The organism is Nocardioides sp. WJ219 (assembly GCF_058559815.1).
In genome coordinates this window covers 426,282-442,710 of the sequence record NZ_JBZUJV010000001.1, presented here as the reverse complement: position 1 = coordinate 442,710, position 16,429 = coordinate 426,282, and the positions used below count along the sequence as shown (strand labels likewise).

The 16,429-nt window shown below is 74.7% G+C and carries 17 protein-coding genes; 12 read left to right on the top strand and 5 right to left on the bottom strand.

Going from position 1 to position 16,429, the window contains the following annotated elements; translation table 11 throughout:
• Positions 1-75 precede the first annotated feature (75 nt).
• The gene (locus tag AC4MBH_RS02090; protein ID WP_491792676.1) at positions 76-1,188 is read right to left on the bottom strand and encodes a type IV pilus twitching motility protein PilT; all 1,113 of its coding nucleotides are present in this window, start codon (positions 1,186-1,188) and stop codon (positions 76-78) included.
• Between the two features lie 124 nt (positions 1,189-1,312).
• On the opposite strand from AC4MBH_RS02090, the gene pilM reads away from it, so the two are divergent.
• The 8 genes from pilM (at position 1,313) to AC4MBH_RS02050 (ending at position 8,933) form a co-directional block, all read left to right on the top strand.
• Positions 1,313-2,323 (top strand): type IV pilus assembly protein PilM, encoded by a 1,011-nt coding sequence (gene pilM, locus AC4MBH_RS02085; protein ID WP_491792675.1) that lies wholly within the window; start codon positions 1,313-1,315, stop codon positions 2,321-2,323.
• Positions 2,320-3,120, top strand: a complete 801-nt coding sequence (locus AC4MBH_RS02080; protein WP_491792674.1) for a PilN domain-containing protein — start codon at positions 2,320-2,322, stop codon at positions 3,118-3,120. The genes pilM and AC4MBH_RS02080 overlap by 4 nt, the downstream gene beginning before the upstream one ends.
• The gene (locus AC4MBH_RS02075; protein ID WP_491792672.1) at positions 3,117-3,773 is read left to right on the top strand and encodes a hypothetical protein; all 657 of its coding nucleotides are present in this window, start codon (positions 3,117-3,119) and stop codon (positions 3,771-3,773) included. The genes AC4MBH_RS02080 and AC4MBH_RS02075 overlap by 4 nt, the downstream gene beginning before the upstream one ends.
• Before the next feature lie 11 nt (positions 3,774-3,784).
• On the top strand, positions 3,785-5,152 hold the full coding sequence (locus AC4MBH_RS02070; protein WP_491792671.1) for a putative bifunctional diguanylate cyclase/phosphodiesterase: 1,368 nt from the start codon (positions 3,785-3,787) through the stop codon (positions 5,150-5,152).
• An 84-nt stretch (positions 5,153-5,236) separates the two neighbouring features.
• On the top strand, positions 5,237-6,127 hold the full coding sequence (locus tag AC4MBH_RS02065; RefSeq protein WP_491792670.1) for a hypothetical protein: 891 nt from the start codon (positions 5,237-5,239) through the stop codon (positions 6,125-6,127).
• Positions 6,124-6,924, top strand: a complete 801-nt coding sequence (locus tag AC4MBH_RS02060) for a prepilin peptidase (RefSeq protein WP_491792669.1) — start codon at positions 6,124-6,126, stop codon at positions 6,922-6,924. The genes AC4MBH_RS02065 and AC4MBH_RS02060 overlap by 4 nt, the downstream gene beginning before the upstream one ends.
• A 225-nt stretch (positions 6,925-7,149) precedes the next feature.
• A complete protein-coding gene (locus AC4MBH_RS02055; protein ID WP_491792668.1) occupies positions 7,150-7,593 on the top strand; it encodes a response regulator in 444 nt (147 codons plus the stop codon).
• Complete coding sequence (locus AC4MBH_RS02050) at positions 7,590-8,933, top strand: putative bifunctional diguanylate cyclase/phosphodiesterase (RefSeq protein ID WP_491792667.1); 1,344 nt, start codon at positions 7,590-7,592, stop codon at positions 8,931-8,933. The genes AC4MBH_RS02055 and AC4MBH_RS02050 overlap by 4 nt, the downstream gene beginning before the upstream one ends.
• Positions 8,934-8,948: 15 nt before the next feature.
• Here the strand turns inward: AC4MBH_RS02050 and AC4MBH_RS02045 are convergent, their stop codons facing one another.
• From AC4MBH_RS02045 to AC4MBH_RS02035, 3 genes are read right to left on the bottom strand one after another with little or no spacing between them, the layout of a single operon-like run.
• Positions 8,949-9,467, bottom strand: a complete 519-nt coding sequence (locus AC4MBH_RS02045) for a type III secretion system chaperone family protein (RefSeq protein ID WP_491792666.1) — start codon at positions 9,465-9,467, stop codon at positions 8,949-8,951.
• Positions 9,464-10,747: a D-inositol-3-phosphate glycosyltransferase gene (gene mshA / locus AC4MBH_RS02040; protein ID WP_491792665.1), complete on the bottom strand. Its 1,284-nt coding sequence runs from the start codon at positions 10,745-10,747 to the stop codon at positions 9,464-9,466. The genes AC4MBH_RS02045 and mshA overlap by 4 nt, the downstream gene beginning before the upstream one ends.
• 18 nt (positions 10,748-10,765) lie before the next feature.
• Complete coding sequence (locus AC4MBH_RS02035; protein ID WP_491792664.1) at positions 10,766-11,098, bottom strand: hypothetical protein; 333 nt, start codon at positions 11,096-11,098, stop codon at positions 10,766-10,768.
• A 65-nt stretch (positions 11,099-11,163) separates the two neighbouring features.
• Here AC4MBH_RS02035 and AC4MBH_RS02030 point away from each other — a divergent pair, with 65 nt between their 5' ends.
• Positions 11,164-11,946, top strand: coding sequence for an SDR family oxidoreductase (locus AC4MBH_RS02030; protein WP_491792663.1), 783 nt, complete (start codon positions 11,164-11,166; stop codon positions 11,944-11,946).
• Positions 11,947-11,956: 10 nt separating this feature from the next.
• Positions 11,957-12,646: an aspartate/glutamate racemase family protein gene (locus AC4MBH_RS02025; RefSeq protein WP_491792662.1), complete on the top strand. Its 690-nt coding sequence runs from the start codon at positions 11,957-11,959 to the stop codon at positions 12,644-12,646.
• Positions 12,647-12,668: 22 nt separating this feature from the next.
• On the opposite strand, the gene AC4MBH_RS02020 is transcribed toward AC4MBH_RS02025, so the two are convergent.
• Positions 12,669-13,949: a protealysin inhibitor emfourin gene (locus AC4MBH_RS02020; protein ID WP_491792661.1), complete on the bottom strand. Its 1,281-nt coding sequence runs from the start codon at positions 13,947-13,949 to the stop codon at positions 12,669-12,671.
• Positions 13,950-14,112: 163 nt separating this feature from the next.
• Here AC4MBH_RS02020 and typA point away from each other — a divergent pair, with 163 nt between their 5' ends.
• Both typA and AC4MBH_RS02010 read left to right on the top strand, forming a co-directional pair.
• Entirely contained in the window at positions 14,113-15,999 is a 1,887-nt protein-coding gene (gene typA / locus AC4MBH_RS02015) for a translational GTPase TypA (RefSeq protein WP_491792660.1), read from the top strand.
• Positions 16,000-16,093: 94 nt separating this feature from the next.
• The gene (locus tag AC4MBH_RS02010) at positions 16,094-16,426 is read left to right on the top strand and encodes a hypothetical protein (RefSeq protein WP_491792659.1); all 333 of its coding nucleotides are present in this window, start codon (positions 16,094-16,096) and stop codon (positions 16,424-16,426) included.
• Positions 16,427-16,429 lie beyond the last annotated feature (3 nt).

Here is a 16,429-nt window from a genome sequence, read left to right as displayed (position 1 = left end):
GTCGGCGGAGGAGGGGTCCCGAGACGGTTCCTTGCCGAACCTCCTCGACCAGCGTCGGTGCGCGACCGGTGCGCCTCAGACCGTGACCGGGTTCCAGCCGGCGCGGCGCAGGCGGACGGCGAGGTCGTGGGGGTTGGAGGCGGCGTGGGAGGCGGTGGTCTCGGTGAGCACGCCGTCCATCACCAGGGTCAGCAGGTGCTGGTCGAAGGTCTGCATGCCGGAGTACTCGCCGGAGGCGAGGATGTCGGGGACCTGGTGGGTCTTGTCGGGGTCGGCGATGGCCTCGGCGAGGCGGGCGTCGTGGACGGCGACCTCCATCACGCACACCCGGCCGGCGCCGTCGTCGCGCGGGACCAGGCGCTGGCAGACGACGCCCTCGAGGGTCCCGGACAGCACCGAGCGGACGCGCTGCTGCTCGTCGGCGGGGAAGAACTCGATGAGCCGGTGGATGGTCTCGCGGGCGTCGTTGGTGTGCATCGAGCCGAGGACGAGGTGCCCGGTCTCGGCGGCGGTGAGGGCGGCGTGCACGGTCTCCTGGTCGCGGAGCTCGCCGATCAGGATGACGTCGGGGTCCTGCCGCATCGCCGAGCGCAGGGCCGCGGACCAGTCGAGGGTGTCGCTGCCCAGCTCGCGCTGGGTGACGGCGGCGAGGTGGTCGGTGTGCATCACCTCGATCGGGTCCTCCAGCGTCAGCACGTGGACGGCGCGCTCGCGGTTGATCAGGTCGACCATCGCGGCCAGGGTCGTGGACTTGCCCGACCCCGTCGGTCCGGTCACCAGCACCAGGCCGCGCGACCGTCGGGCCAGGTCGTGGACCGAGGACGGCATGTCGAGGTCCTTGAGCGCGATCGGGCTGTCGCGCACCAGCCGCAGCACGCAGGCGTCGGCGCCGCGGGTGCGGAACGCGTTGGCGCGGAACCGGCCGACCCCGTCGACGACGACGGCGTAGTCGGCCTCGCGCCGCACGGCGTACTCCTCGCGGACGCCGTCGGTCATCGACGCCGCGACCAGGTCGGTGACCAGGGCTGCGTCGAGCGGGGCGTTGGTGGCGTCCTCCAGGGTGCCGGCGACCCGGATCTTGGCCACGGCGCCGGGACGCAGGTGCAGGTCGCTCGCGCCGCGGCGCACGACGAGCTCGAAGAGGCTGTGCAGGAAGTCGACGGCGCGGGTGTCGGCAGTGGTGGTCACGCCCGGATCATCGGTCGGCAACCCGCGCGGCTTGACGGCTCAAGTGCGAGACGCCCCCGACCGATGCCCCTGGTGCCCAACGGCTCAGCCCCTGAGCCAGCCCATGCCCCGCAGGAGAAGCCCCATGGCCATCGTCGTCGGACTCGACATCGGCAGCTCGGCCGTGCGCGCCGTCGAGGTCGTCAGCCACGGCCGCTCGGCCCGCGTACGACGCGCCGGCCGCGTGCCGCTGCCGCCCGGTGCCGTCGAGGGCGGCCAGGTCCGCGAGCCGGTCGAGGTCACCAAGGCGGTCCGCCGGCTGTGGCACGAGACCAAGTTCAGCACCCGCAGCGTCCGGCTCGGTGTCGGCAGCGGCTCGGTGCTGGTGCGGCCGGTCGAGCTGGAGTGGATGCCGCCGGCCGACCTGAAGAAGGCGATGCGCTACCTGGTCGCCGACCTGCTGCCCGTCCCGGTCGACGAGGCCAACATCGACCACGTGCTGCTCGGCGAGACCGAGAAGGACGGACGCCGGATGGCCCGGGTGCTGCTCGTCGCCACCGCGCGGGACGGCGTCGACGACGTCGTCCGCGCCGTCGCCGCCGCCGGGCTGCGACCGAGCACCGCCGACCTCTCGCCCCTCGCCCTGGTCCGGGCCGCCGCCCGCGCCCCGTCGGCGGCCGGCCCCGAGACCACCGAGGCCGTCATCGACGTCGGGGCCGACAAGGTCTCGGTCGCCGTGCACACCCACGGCCTCCCCCGCTTCGTGCGGGTGATCCCCGGCCTGGGCGGGACGACGCTGACCCGCGCCCTGAGCGCCGCGACCGGCGCCGACGAGCCGGCCTGCGAGCACCTCAAGCACACGAGCCGGCTCGACGCCACCGACGGCGGGTCGCTCGCCCTGCGCGCGGCCACGGTGCGCCTGGCGCAGGAGGTCCGCGACACCCTGCAGTTCCACGCCGCCGCCGACCCGCTCCACCCCGCGGCCCGGCTGGTGCTCACCGGCATGGGCGGTTCCAACCCCGGTTTCGCCGACGTCGTCGCGGCCACGGTCGGACTTCCCACCACCGTGCTCGCGCCGCCCGACTCGGGCCGCAAGAAGTCGGTCGACCTCGACCTCACCGTCTCCTACGGACTGTGCCTGGGAGCCGTGGCATGAGCCTGCTGACCACCTCCCGCGCCGGACGCACGCCCGGGGACGAGCCGTCCCCCGACAAGCCGGCGAGCGGCCGCCGCGCCACCACGACGACGAGCGCGGCCGTCAACCTCCTCTCGCCGTGGGTCTTCGAGGAGCTGCGCGTACGACGCCTGCGCCGCCGGTTCGCCTTCGGCGCGGTCGCGCTGGTGGTCACCATGGCCGCCGTGTGGGGCGTGCTGCGTCTCGACCTGGCCCGCGGCCAGCAGGACCTGCGCGACGACGAGTCGGTGGGCGACGGGCTGCGCAGCCAGATCGACGACCTCGGCGACGTCAAGCGGTACGTCGCCGACGTGCGGCTGCGGGTCATCGGCGTCGAGGAGACGATGTCCACGCAGATCGGGCTGGCCCAGGTCATGCGCGAGCTCGACGCGGCGATGCCCGACGGTGCCGCGCTGACCGACCTCCAGCTGAGCCTGCCCATCGACCCCGCCACCGCCGACCAGCCCGCCGCCACGGAGGTGGCCCTGTGCCCCGGTGCTGACCCCTTCGGCGCCCGCGTGGTCGTCGCGTGCCTCGAGCTCGGCGGGATCGCGGACACCCGCGACGACATCAGCGCCCTGGTGGAGGCCCTGGACCGCTCCGACCTCTTCGTCGAGCCGTTCGTCTCCGACACCACCCGCGACGCCGACGACGGGGGCCTGGTGACCTTCGCCGGCACCCTCGGCCTCGACCCCGCGACGTACACCGGCCGGTTCGCCGACATCGACGGTTCCGAGGACCCCGACTCCGAGAAGAAGACGAAGCGAGGCTCGCGATGAACCTCAAGAGCGCGTCCGCCACCCTCCTGCTCGGCGCCGTCGGCCTGCTCGCGCTCGCCGCGCTGGGCTGGGTGGCGCTGATCGGCCCGGCGCTCGGGGACCGCGGGGCGGCCGCGGAGTCGCGGACCGACGCGCAGGACCGCAACCAGGCGATGCGACTCGAGCTCGTGCGGCTGCGGCAGCAGGCCGACGAGCTGCCCGAGACCGACGCCCTCGCCCGCCGGCTCGACGAGGTCTTCCCCCCGACCGCCGACCAGCCCGGCTTCTTCGCGCAGGTCGCCGAGATCACCGACGCCGCCGACATCCCCGCCACCGGCGTCACCGTGCTCAGTCCCGGTGTCCCGGAGGTGCTCGTGGACCCCGCGGCGCCGGCCGACCCCGCCGACGAGGGGGCAGCCGGGGCCACCGGGGCCGCCCCCGCCCCCGAGGCGCCGCCCCCCGCCACGGCCGACACCGTGGCGGTGCAGACGGTCACCGTCGAGGTGCGCGGCGACTACGCCGCGCTCACGGAGGTCCTGCAGGGCATCGAGGAGATGGAGCGCGGGTTCCTGGTCAGCACCGCGACGATCGAGTCCGACGAGGACCGCGGCCTCACGCTCGTCGTCGTCGGCCGCACCTTCGTGGCCCCGCCGCTCGTGCCGGCGCCGTCGTGACGGTGAGCACCGTGACCGGCACCGCCCTGACGCGCTGGTTCACCGGCCGCCGGGCCGCGGGCGCGCGGGACCCGCTGACCGGGCTTGCGCAGCGCGACGACCTGCTGCGCCGGGGGCCGGGCATGCTCGGCCAGGCCCGGGTCGCCCGGCGTCCGGCCGTGCTGCTGGTGCTCGACCTCGACGGTTTCAAGGGCGTCAACGACACCGCCGGCCACCACATCGGTGACCGCGTGCTGACCGCGATCGCCTCGCGGCTCCGGACCGTCTGCGACCCCGGCGACCTCGTGGTCCGCCTCGGCGGCGACGAGTTCGCCGTGCTGACCGGCCGGCTCGGCCGCGGTGACGACGGGTCCACGCTGGCCGGCGCCATCATCGACGCCGTCGGCGAACCGATGGAGATCGACGACCTGCAGGTCACGGTGCCGGTCTCGATCGGCGTGGCGACGTACGGCGACGACGGCGGCAGCGTCGAGGCACTGCTCCTCGCCGCCGACCAGGCGATGTACGTCGCCAAGGCGGCCGGACCCGGCCAGTGGCGGGCCAGCACGCCCCGCGACCAGGGGCTGGCCGACCGCTCGCAGCGACTCCTGGCCGACCTCGCGTCGGGCCAGGCCCCCCGGCAGCTCGTCCTGCACTACCAGCCGCAGGTCGCGCTCTCCACCGGCGACGTGGTCGGCTTCGAGGCACTGGTCCGGTGGGCCCACCCCGAGCTCGGGCTGCTGGCGCCGCGGCAGTTCATCCCGCTCGCCGAGCGGTCGGGCCTGATGAGCCCGATCACCAGCGCCGTCCTCGACCGGGCGCTCGGCGACCTGCACCTGCTCCAGCGCGCCGTCCCCGACGCACGGATGTCGGTCAACGTGACCCGACGCCACGTCCTGGGGCGCGGGCTGGTCGACGACCTGCGCGCCCGGGTGCACAGCCACGGGCACGAGCCGCGGCACGTCGTCCTCGAGATCACCGAGCCCCTCACGCGGGCCTCCTCGCAGACCGCGGCGACCTTCGACGCGCTGAGCCGGCGCGGGTTCGAGATCAGCATCCGCGGCTTCGGCACCGCCCGGTCGTCCCTGACCGCGCTGTGGGGCAACCCTGCCGTGGGCGAGGTCAAGCTCGCCCCGACGATCGTCGAGGCCCTCCAGGACCGCGGCGGCGAGACCGACCACGAGGCCGTCCGGCTGCTGCGGGCGCTGACCAGCGCGGCGCACGGGCTGGGCATCCGGGTGGTCGCCGAGGGCGTCGAGGACCACGCGTCGGTCCGCGGCCTGCGCGAGCTGGGCTGCGACGTCGCCCAGGGGTTCTGGGTCTGCCCGCCCCTCGACCTCGACGCCGTCGACGCCTGGAGCCGGGCCTGGCCCGGACGCCGCGACCTCGTCCTGGGCTGACCCCGAGCGCCCGGGTCAAGTGGGCGTGCGCCGCAGCCGATGACTCCGGTGACCCCCCACCCTCGACCGAACCCGGAGGGCACCGTGCCTCCCACCTTGATGATCGCGCCGGCGCTGCTGCTGGTGCTCCTCGTGCTGCTCGTGCTGCTCCGGCGCCAGAAGGCCGCCGCCGCCGCGCCGGCGCGCGAGCCGGAGGAGGTCCGGCTGCAACGCCTGCAGGCCGAGACCCTGGCCGGGCTGCAGCGCGAGTCCGCCGCGGGTGCCGCGGCCGCCGCGACCCTGCCGGCCGGGACCGAGGACGTGGCCCGCGTCGAGACCCAGCCCGAGCCTGCGGTCGAGCCCCCGCTCGAGCCGCACGCCGTGACCCAGCCCGTGCCGTCCGGGACACCGAGCCCGTGGGTCGTGCCGGAGCCGGCGGTCGACCACGCCGCCCACGACTACGCCCACGACTACACCGAGCTCTCCCGGTCGCTGGCCGCGGCCGGCCGGCTGCGCGAGGCGGCCCTGGCCCAGTGGGCCGGCGACCTGCGCATCCTCGCGCCGCTGCTGGAGGGCCGCGGCGCCGAGCTCGTCGACGGTCTTGCCGCGCTCGCCCCGGTCGACGCCGCCACGGCCGTGACGGCCGCCCGCGCGGTCGCCGCCGGACTGGTCGGACCCGACTTCGCGGTGGCCGCGGTGCTGCCCGACGCCGCCCACCTGGCCGGCCAGGGCGACCACCTCGCCGACGCGGCGGCGTACCCCGGCTGCGACGTGTCCCCCGACGTGCTGCCCGACGCGGTCGTGCACGCCCTCGAGTCGGTGCTCGTCGGGTCCGCCGAGCGCTCCGGCGACGACGGCCGGGTCTCGGTCGGCCTGCGCTGCGACCTGGTCGCCCAGGTGGTCTCCGACCACCCCGCGGCCGACGCCGCCGCCCTGGCCCGCGGCGTCCTCGAGCCGCACGAGCGGGCCGCCTTCGACGCCCGGCTGGCGTCGTGACGGGTGAGCTGACGCCGTACGCCGTGGGGCTGGCCGGCGTCCTCGGTCTGCTGGTCGGCTCCTTCCTCAACGTCGTGGTGCACCGGGTGCCGGCCGGGATGTCGGTGGTCCACCCGCCGTCGGCGTGCCCCGGCTGCGGCCACGAGGTCCGGGCCCGCGACAACGTGCCGGTCGTCTCGTGGCTGCTGCTCCGCGGCCGGTGCCGCGACTGCGCCGCGCCGATCTCCGTGCGCTACCCCCTGGTCGAGGCCGGCACCGGCGCCGCGTTCGCCCTCACCGCCTGGCGCCTCACCGACCCCGTCGTGCTCGCCGCGGCGCTCGTGGTGGTCGGCGCCGGCATCGGGCTGGCGCTGATCGACCTGGAGCACCAGCGGCTCCCGTTCGCGATCACCCGGGTGACGACCGTCCTGGTCGTCCTGGTCGTCGTGGCCGGCTCGGCGACCGGGCTGACCACGATCGACTGGACCGCGGTCGCGGTCTCGGTGGTGGGGTGGACCGGGCTCTACGCCCTCCTGCACTACGGCTCCGGCGGCCGGGCGATGGGGTTCGGCGACGTCGCGCTCGCGCCAGTGCTCGGGCTGGTGCTGGGCCTGGTCGGGTGGCCGGCCGCGCTGATCGGCCTGTTCGCCGGGTTCGTGGTCGGCGCCGCCGTCCTGGTCCCGCTGCGGGCCACCGGCCGCATCGGCCGGCGGACGCCGGTGCCGCACGGGCCGTTCATGCTGGTCGGCGCGGCCCTCGGGCTGTTCGCCGGGATGCCGCTGAGCCAGGCCTACCTGGCCACGGTCGGGCTCGGTTGAGGCCCCACTAGTCCTTTCGGTCAGGTGGCATGACCCGCCCGGGTAGTCAGGCCGGAGACCACCCAGGTGGACTATCGCGAGATCGGCTCGAGGATCCCCACGGGGCCCAGACTTGCGCCTATCTTGAGGTGACGGGGCGCAGCCGGGTCACACCGGTGAATCTGCGTCTTGGCCAGAACCCCCGCGCACGCCCGACGCGCGGTCCCCCCACGGAGGCCCCCCACCATGCAATCCCCTGTGCTCGTCGTCGGTCATGACGACACCCGGCTCCAGGCCACCCGCGACGCCTTGTCGCTGGGCCGCCTGACCAACCCCGTGCTGGCCTGCCGTGACGCGCAGGACGCCGGCGACTACGTGCTCGGGCGCGCGCAGTACGCCGACCGGTCGGCGTATCCGCTGCCGGCCGTCGTGGTCACCGACCTCCGGCTCACCCGCGGCAGCGGCCTCGACGTGGTCCGGGTCGTCCGCAGCCACCTCACGCTGCGTCGTACGCCGGTGATCGTCGTCGCCGCCGTGGCCGACGGTGCCGACGACCACGAGATCGCCGAGGTCCAGCACCTGGGGGCCGCCGCCTTCCTGGCCCAGCACGTCGCCGCCGACGTGCTGTGCGACGTCATCCGGGACACGGGCGTCCCCTGGTCCGTCGGCCGCGTCGGGCTGGGCGCATGAGCACCCCGACCTCGACGCCCGGTCGCGGCTCGTCGGCCGCGCTCGCCCTGGGCCTCGACCAGCACGGCGCCACCCTGCCGACCACGACGTCGCTGGTGTCGTCGATCGCCGAGCTGCGCGCCGAGCACTGCGACCGGCGGCACACGCTGGTGCTGATCGCCGCGTCGCTGTCCAACGCCGCCGAGATCGCCGACGTGCACGGCTCCCACGCCCTGGAGGTGGTGACCGCCGAGGTGGCCCGCCGCACGCTCCAGCACGACGTGCTGCCGGTCCGGCTGCTGCGCGCCTCGCCGCTCGGCGGCATCCTGGCCGCGGTCGTCGTCGACCGCGACGTGACCCGCGCCCAGGTCGACGACCTGATGAGCGACGTACGCCGCCTCGTCACCCTGCCCGACGGCCTGGTGTGGCCCGTCGTCACGGTGGGGGCCACCGACTGTGACACCGGGGACGAGATCTGGGCCGCGGTCCGCGACGTCCGTGCCGCCGTCGTCGCCGCCGGTCGCGAGGCCCCGGGGGCCACGCGCTGGCACGAGGGCGCCTCGGTCGGCGTCGCCGACGAGCTGAGCCGGGTGCGCGACCTCGCCCTGGCGATCACCGCCGACCCCGACCAGCTCTCGCTGCACTACCAGCCCGTCCACGACCTGCGCGACAACCGCGTCGTCGGCGCCGAGGCGCTGCTGCGCTGGACCCACCCCGAGCACGGCCCGGTGTCGCCGATGCTCGCCGTCGAGGCCGCCGAGCGCACCGGGCTGATCGTGCCCCTGGGCCGACTGGTCCTCGACAAGGCCCTCGCCCAGGTGGCGGCGTGGGGCGACCGCGTCAGCCCGGGCTTCCGGCTGCACGTCAACGTCTCCCCCCTCGAGCTGCGCGAGCCGGCGTACGTCGACCGCGTCGAGGCCGCCCTGGCCCGCTACGGCGTCAGCCCGTCGATGCTGCTCCTGGAGATCACCGAGACCGCCGCCCTGGTCGACTCGGCCGACGTGCGCGACACCCTCGACGCGCTGCACGAGCTCGGCGTCGGCCTCGGCATCGACGACTTCGGCACCGGCTACTCCTCGATCGCCCACCTGCGCCGGCTGCCGGTCGACGTCGTCAAGGTCGACCGGTCGCTGATCAGCTGCGTCGCCGACGGCGCCAGCGACTTCATGCTCACCCGCGCGGTGCTCGGCCTGGTCGCCAGCCTGGGCGTGACCATCGTCGCCGAGGGCATCGAGAACGCCCTCGAGGCCGCGCACCTGCGGTCGATGGGCTGCGTCTACGGCCAGGGCTACCACCTCGGCCGCCCCGTGCCGGGCGAGGAGTTCCTCGTCGCCGAGACCGCCCGCAGCGCGAGCGCCTAGGGCCCCGGCTCTCGATCAGGGCTGGCCCTCGCGGGCGTGGTCCTCGGCCTCGAGCCACCCGCGGAAGGCCTCGAGGTTGTGGGTCGGCTCACCCCGCAGCTTGCGCCACTCCCACTCCTTGCGGATGGAGGAGGCGAAGCCCAGCTCGAGGAGCGTGTTGAACGACTCGTCGGCGGTGGTCAGGACGGCGCCGAGCACCCGGTCGAGCTCGTCGAGGGTCACCGTGGCCAGCGGCAGCCGGGCGTCGAGGTAGATGTCGCCCAGCCGGTCGAGGGCGAACGAGACGGCGTAGGTGCGCAGGTTCTTCTGGAGCAGCCACCGGTAGACGGCCTCGTGGTTCTCGTCGGGCTGGCGGCACACGAACGCGTGCACCGCCAGGTGGTGCGGGCCGACGTCGAGCCGCACGGCGGTCTGCAGCTTCTTCACCCCCGGCAGGGCGAACCCGAAGACGTCGGCGTCCGGGCCGCCCGGCTCGTCGAACTCGATGCCGCTGTCGACGAGGTAGGCACGGATCGTCTCGGCGGCCTCGCTCACCCGGCCGACTCTCGCATGAGGGTCCGGGCCCGGCGGTACACCCCGAGCGTCTGCTCGGCGGTCACGTCCCAGGAGAACTCCGTGGCGTGGACGAGCGCTCCGGCGGCCAGCCGGGCGCGCAGGTCGTCGTCGGCGACGACGCGGCGCAGGGCCGCGGCCCAGGTCTCGGCCCGGTGGCCGTCGACGAGCAGGCCGCTGACGCCGTCGCGCACCACCGTGGTCAGCCCGCCGACCGCGGCGGCGACCACGGGCGTGCCGCACGCCTGCGCCTCGACGGCGACCAGGCCGAACGACTCGTTGTGCGACGGTACGGCGACCAGGGTGGCGGCGGCGTACCAGCGGGCCAGCTCAGTCTGGGTCACCGGCGGCACGAACCGCACCACGTCGGCGATCCCGAGGGACTCGGCGAGGGCCGCCAGGGCCGTGGGCCGGTCGAGGCCGCTGCCCGACGGTCCGCCGACCACCGGCACGACGAGCCGGGCGCGCAGCGACGGGTCGTGCTCGATCAGCACCGCGACCGCGCGCAGCAGCACGTCGGGCGCCTTGAGCGGCTGGATCCGCCCGGCGAAGAGGAGCACCACCGCGTCGGCGGGGAGGCCGAGCGCCACCCGGGCGCCGACCGGGCCGCCCGGGTCGGGCCGGAAGACCTCGAGGTCGACGCCGGGGTGCACGACCTCGACCCGGCCGGCCTCGGCGTCGTAGAGGTTGATCAGCTGCTTGGCCTCGAGGTCGGTGTTGGCCACCAGCACGTCGGCGGCCTCGACGACCTGCTGCTCGCCGATCAGCCGCGCGGCCGGCTCGGGCGTGTCGTCGGCCGCGAGCGCGTCGTTCTTGACCTTGGCCATCGTGTGCATGCTGTGCACCAGCGGCACGCCCCAGCGGTCGCGGGCGAGCGCGCCGACCTGCCCGGACAGCCAGTAGTGGGAGTGCACGGCGTCGTAGTGCCCGACCGGGTGGGCCGCCTCGGTGCGCAGCACCTCGCGGGCGAAGACGCACAGCTGCCCCGGGAGCTCGTGCTTGGTCAGGCCCTCGAACGGGCCGGCGGTGATGTGCCGGACCAGCACCCCGTCGGCCAGGGGGACGACGGGCGCGTGCGTCGAGCTGGTGGCGCGGGTGAACACGTCGACCTCGACGCCGCGGGCCGCGAGCCGGCGCGCGAGCTCGACGACGTAGACGTTCATGCCGCCGGCGTCGCCGGTGCCGGGCTGGTCGAGGGGTGAGGTGTGCAGGCTGATCATCGCCAGCCGTCGCAGCTCCCCCGCGTCACGCACCTCGTCCACGTGCACCGCAACCCCGCGTCAGGACCGATGATTCCCGGACGCCGCCGGAGCCGGCCGTCGGACCACGCCGATCGCGACGCACAACGTGGCCACGCCACCGACGACGGCCTCGGTCTCGCGGTCGGGCGCGGCCTCGTGGAGCACCGCCAGCACCGACCACGCCAGGCCCACCGAGCCGGCCGCGCAGACCGCGGCGAGCCACGGCGCGCGCACCAGCCGGGCCCCGGCAGCGGCGACCGCGACCGCGAGCAGGAGCAGGCCGGCCCACGACAGCGCCGGCCCGTCGACGTACAGGTTGGCGGCCAGGCAGATCCCCCCGAGGAGCGCGGCACCCAGCGTGACCGACTGCACCCGCGCACCCCCCTGGACCCGACCCGACGACCGCACAGTGTGCCAGGCCGGGAATGATCGCCCACATGAGCCAAGCCACCCAGGGCCGGCGCACGGCCGTCGTGACCGGGGCCAGCAGCGGCATCGGGGCCGCCACGGCCCGCGCCCTCGCCGCCGAGGGGTTCCACGTCGTATGCGCCGCGCGTCGTACCGACCGGATCGAGTCGCTCGCCGCCGAGATCGGCGGCACGGCGGTGACCTGCGACGTCACCGACGCCGCCTCCGTCGACGCGCTGGCGGCCGCCGTCGGCGACACGCTCGACGTGCTGGTCAACAACGCCGGTGGCGCGTTCGGGGCGTCGCCGGTCGCGCAGGCCGACGTCGAGGAGTGGCGCCGGATGTACGACGTCAACGTGATCGGCCTGGTGCAGGTCACCCGCGCGCTCCTCCCCGCGCTGCTGCGCGCCGACGACGGCGCCGGCGTCATCTGCAACGTCGGCTCGACCGCCGGGCGGGTCGCCTACGAGGGCGGCGGCGGCTACACGGCCGCCAAGCACGGCACCCAGGTCGTCACCGAGACGCTGCGCCTGGAGCTGTGGGACCAGCCCGTGCGCGTCTGCGAGGTCGCCCCCGGCATGGTCCGGACCGACGAGTTCGCGATGGTCCGCTTCGACGGCGACGCCGACAGGGCCGCCGCCGTGTACGCCGGCGTGGCCGAGCCCCTGGTCGCCGAGGACGTCGCCGACGCGATCGCCTGGATGGTCACCCGCCCGCGGCACGTCAACGTCGACGAGCTGGTGATCCGCCCCCGCGCCCAGGCCGCCCAGCACAAGGTCGACCGCCAGTCGACCGACTCCGACGCTCGATAGGGTTTTGGTCATGCAGACCATCGGGCTGATCGGCGGGATGAGCTGGGAGTCCAGCGCCGTGTACTACGAGGCGCTCAACCGTGGCGTGCGGCAACGCCTCGGCGGCCTGTCCTCGGCGAGGACGGTGCTGGTCTCGGTCGACCTGGCCGAGCTGACCGCCCTGCAGCAGCAGGAGCGGTGGGACGACGTGGCCGAGGTGCTGGCCACGGCCGGGCGCCAGGCCGAGGCGGCCGGGGCCGACTTCCTGCTGCTGTGCACCACGACGTTCCACCGGGTCGCCGAGCAGGTCGAGGCCGCGGTCTCGATCCCGCTGCTCCACCTCGGCGACGTCATCGCCGACGCGGTGGTGGCGCGCGGCCTCGACTCGGTGGGACTGCTCGCCACCGCGTTCCCGATGTCCCGCAGCTTCTTCGTCGACCGGATCGCCTCGCACGGCCTCACCGTCCACGTGCCCGACGCCGCGCACCACGAGGCCGTCAACCGGATCGTCTACGACGAGCTGTTGCAGGGCCGGGTCCTCGACGGCTCGCGGCGCACGCTCGTCGGCCTCGTCGACGAGCTGTGGGACGCCGGCGCCAAGGGCCTCGTCGTCGGCTCCACCGAGCTCGAGCTGCTGGTGCGCCAGCACGACGTCGAGCTGCCGCTGTTCCCGGCCACGACGCTGCACGTCGACGCCGCGCTCGACCTCGCCCTGGGCTGAGGCGCGCCGGGCGTCGAGGCCGTCACGCCCAGGTGTCGCGCAGCACCAGCTCGACGAGCCGCCGCAGGTCGGGATCGAGGTCGCCGTCGGTGAGCCGGGCGGTGCGGCCGTCGAGGTCGAGCTCGTAGGTGAAGCCGTCGGGGTGGGGGGACGCGGCGGGCGGGGGCAGGGCGGCGGTCCGGCCGAGCAGGTCGCGCAGCTCGGGCACCCGGTCGTCGTCGGTGTCGAGGTCGACCTCGCCCTCCACGGTGCGCCCGACGAACCCGCCGCTGCGCCGGACCCGGACCCGGGGTCGCCCGGTCGGCGCGACCCCGACCTGGGTCCAGGCCTCGCGCACCGCCTCGGCGTGCTCGCCGGCGGCCGCCACCGTGGCCGCGGCGAACCCGGCGAAGTCGGTGTCGGGACCGACCGCCCCGCCGGTGAGGGCGGCGTACCAGATCGGGCCGGCGCCCTCCCACGTGCGACCGCCGATGCCCACCGCGGCCAGGTGGAAGGCGCGGTTGGGGATGCCGGAGTTGAGGTGGACGCCGCCGTTGTCGTCGCTGGTCTCGACGTAGTCGTCGAGGTGGCCGACCTGGGGGTCGCGACCCAGGCGGGGGTCGTCGTAGGCCGTGCCGGGCGCCCGCATGTCGCGCAGCCCGCGCGCCGCGACGCCGGGGCGGAACAGCCCGGCACCGATGAGCCAGTCGGCCTCGGCGGCGCTCTGGCCGCGCAGCCGCTGGAGCAGGCAGGCCGCGACCACGTCGGAGACCGACTCGTTGAGCGCGCCCGGCTGGCCCTGGTAGACCAGCCCGGCCGTGTGCTCGGTGAGGGCGTGGGCGAGCTCGTGCCCGACCACGTCGACCGGCTTGGTGAACCGCTCGAAGAGCGTGCCGTCGCCGTCGCCGAAGACCAGCTGCGCGCCGTCCCAGAACGCGTTGACGTAGTCGCGGCCGTAGTGGACGGTCGCCAGCACGGGCGCGCCGGCGCCGTCGTAGGACTCGCGGCCGAAGACCTCCGACAGCAGGGCCAGCGAGGCCGCCACGCCGTCGGCGGCCTCGTCGACGGCGGCGTCACCGGTGGCCGGCTCGCCGGCCCGGCGCGCCGGGCGGCCGGGGAGGTCCGTGGCGCCGCCGGCGTCGTGGACCGTCCAGGCGGGATCGGCGGCGACCCGGCCCGGGACGGGGGCGCCGCCGGGCCCGGCGGCCGCGCGGGCGGCGCGGATCTGCTCGTCGGTGGCGAGCGTCGCGGCCGCGGCGAGGTCGGTCGCGGCCAGCCGGCGGAGCAGGTGGGGTGGCAGGAAGGAGCAGTGCGTCCGAGACATGCGACCTGTCTACCCCCGACCGCCGACGTCCCGCACCCACCGCGGGCAGCGAGACCGTCGTCACACCGACGCCGACGAATCGGCCCAGCGGCGCGGCGCACCTAGACTCGACAAGGCCTCCGGGCCGCTCTCACCCCGACCCGACAGGACGCCGTACCAGCTGATGACCACCCGCGCCGATCTCCGCAACGTCGCCATCGTGGCCCACGTCGACCACGGCAAGACCACCCTCGTCGACGCGATGCTCCGCCAGGCAGGGGCGTTCACCGCCCACCAGGCCGAGAGCGTCGCCGACCGCGTCATGGACTCCGGTGACCTCGAGCGCGAGAAGGGCATCACCATCCTCGCGAAGAACACCGCCGTCCACTACGAGGGCCCGGCGGGCGGCGGCAAGCCGATGGTCATCAACATCATCGACACCCCCGGCCACGCCGACTTCGGCGGCGAGGTCGAGCGCGGCCTGTCGATGGTCGACGGCATCGTGCTGCTCGTCGACGCCTCCGAGGGTCCGCTCCCCCAGACCCGCTTCGTGCTGCGCAAGGCGCTCAACGCCGACATGCCGGTGATCCTGGTCGTCAACAAGACCGACCGCTCCGACGCCCGCATCGCCGAGGTGGTCGACGAGACCTACGAGCTGTTCATGGACCTGCTCGACGACTCCCACAGCCAGGACGCGCTCGACTTCCCGGTCGTCTACGCCTCCGGTCGCGCCGGCATCGCCAGCCTCTCGGCGCCCGAGAACGGCACCATGCCCGAGGGCACCGACCTCGAGCCGCTGTTCAAGACGATCCTCGACACCATCCCGGCCCCGGAGTACACCGAGGGCGCGCCCCTGCAGGCCCACGTCACCAACCTCGACGCCTCCCCGTTCCTCGGCCGGCTTGCGCTGGTCCGCGTGCACGAGGGCACCCTGAAGAAGGGTCAGCAGGTCGCCTGGATGCGCCGCAACGGCGACGTCAAGAACGTCAAGATCACCGAGCTGCTGGTCACCGAGGGTCTCGAGCGCCAGCCGGGCGAGTCCGCCGGCCCCGGCGACATCGTCGCCATCGCGGGCATCCCCGAGATCACCATCGGCGAGACCCTCGCCGACCCGGAGAACCCGGTCGCGCTGCCGCTCATCCACGTCGACGAGCCGGCCATCTCGATGACGATCGGCACCAACACCTCGCCGCTGGTCGGCCGGGTCAAGGGCGGCAAGGTCACCGCCCGCCTGGTCAAGGACCGCCTCGACTCCGAGCTCATCGGCAACGTGTCGCTGCGCATCCTGCCCACCGAGCGTCCCGACGCCTGGGAGGTGCAGGGCCGCGGCGAGCTGGCGCTGGCGATCCTGGTCGAGCAGATGCGTCGCGAGGGCTTCGAGCTCACCGTCGGCAAGCCGCAGGTGGTCACCAAGGAGATCGACGGCAAGCTGCACGAGCCGTTCGAGCGCCTCACCATCGACGCGCCCGAGGAGTACCTCGGCACCATCACCGAGCTGCTCGCCGCCCGCAAGGGCCGGATGGAGCAGATGACCAACCACGGCACCGGCTGGGTGCGCATGGAGTTCCTGGTCCCGGCGCGCGGCCTGATCGGCTTCCGGACCCAGTTTCTCACCGACACCCGCGGCACCGGCATTGCCCACGGCATCTCCGAGGGCTACGAGCCGTGGGCCGGCGAGATCCGCTCGCGCAACAACGGCTCGCTGGTCGCCGACCGCAAGGGCGCGGCCACGGCGTACGCGATGACCTCGCTGCAGGAGCGCGGCACGATGTTCGTCGAGCCCACGACCGAGGTCTACGAGGGCATGATCATCGGCGAGAACTCCCGCAACGACGACATGGACGTCAACATCACCAAGGAGAAGCAGCAGACCAACATCCGGTCCGCCACCTCCGACAACTTCGAGAAGCTGATCCCGCCGCGCAAGCTGTCGCTGGAGCAGTGCCTGGAGTTCTGCCGCGACGACGAGTGCGTCGAGGTCACCCCCGACGCCGTCCGCATCCGCAAGGTCGTCCTCGACGCCAACGAGCGCGCCAAGACCGCGAGCCGGGCCCGCAAGGGCACCAAGTAGCGGAGCCGGGCGAGCGTCGGCGAGCCCGTACGACGATCCCCGATCCCCCACGTCGGCGATGATCACGTCCCCAGACCCGACGTAGGGTCCGGACATGGGGGCAGAGACGCAGGCGTGGGTGCAGCTGGTGGCGCAGACCGCGGAGGCGGTGGTGTGGCTCGCGCTGACGGTGTGGAGCCTCGAGCGGATGCGGGCCCACGTCTGGGCCCGTCCGGCCGCGCTCGGCGCGGTGCTGCTGCTCATCCCGGCCACCACGCTGACCTCCGCGCGCGCCCAGCTCCTGATCGGCGACGACCCCACGATCCTGCAGGCCTACGCCACCGGTCCGCTGCCCACGACGTACGCCGTGCTCCGCGTGGTCGCCGCCGTCCTGCTGCTCACGGCGGTGGTGCTGGGGCGCGGCTCCGGCCGGCCGAGCGCCGCCTGACCT

Excerpts from the sequence above, each read along its gene's own strand:
- pilM (WP_491792675.1), top strand. The coding sequence starts at position 1,313 with ATGGCCATCGTCGTCGGACTCGACATCGGCAGCTCGGCCGTGCGCGCC.
- AC4MBH_RS02080 (WP_491792674.1), top strand. The coding sequence starts at position 2,320 with ATGAGCCTGCTGACCACCTCCCGCGCCGGACGCACGCCCGGGGACGAG.
- AC4MBH_RS02075 (WP_491792672.1), top strand. The coding sequence starts at position 3,117 with ATGAACCTCAAGAGCGCGTCCGCCACCCTCCTGCTCGGCGCCGTCGGC.
- AC4MBH_RS02055 (WP_491792668.1), top strand. The coding sequence starts at position 7,150 with ATGCAATCCCCTGTGCTCGTCGTCGGTCATGACGACACCCGGCTCCAG.
- AC4MBH_RS02050 (WP_491792667.1), top strand. The coding sequence starts at position 7,590 with ATGAGCACCCCGACCTCGACGCCCGGTCGCGGCTCGTCGGCCGCGCTC.
- AC4MBH_RS02030 (WP_491792663.1), top strand. The coding sequence starts at position 11,164 with ATGAGCCAAGCCACCCAGGGCCGGCGCACGGCCGTCGTGACCGGGGCC.
- AC4MBH_RS02025 (WP_491792662.1), top strand. The coding sequence starts at position 11,957 with ATGCAGACCATCGGGCTGATCGGCGGGATGAGCTGGGAGTCCAGCGCC.
- AC4MBH_RS02020 (WP_491792661.1), bottom strand. The coding sequence starts at position 13,949 with ATGTCTCGGACGCACTGCTCCTTCCTGCCACCCCACCTGCTCCGCCGG.
- typA (WP_491792660.1), top strand. The coding sequence starts at position 14,113 with ATGACCACCCGCGCCGATCTCCGCAACGTCGCCATCGTGGCCCACGTC.
- AC4MBH_RS02010 (WP_491792659.1), top strand. The coding sequence starts at position 16,094 with ATGGGGGCAGAGACGCAGGCGTGGGTGCAGCTGGTGGCGCAGACCGCG.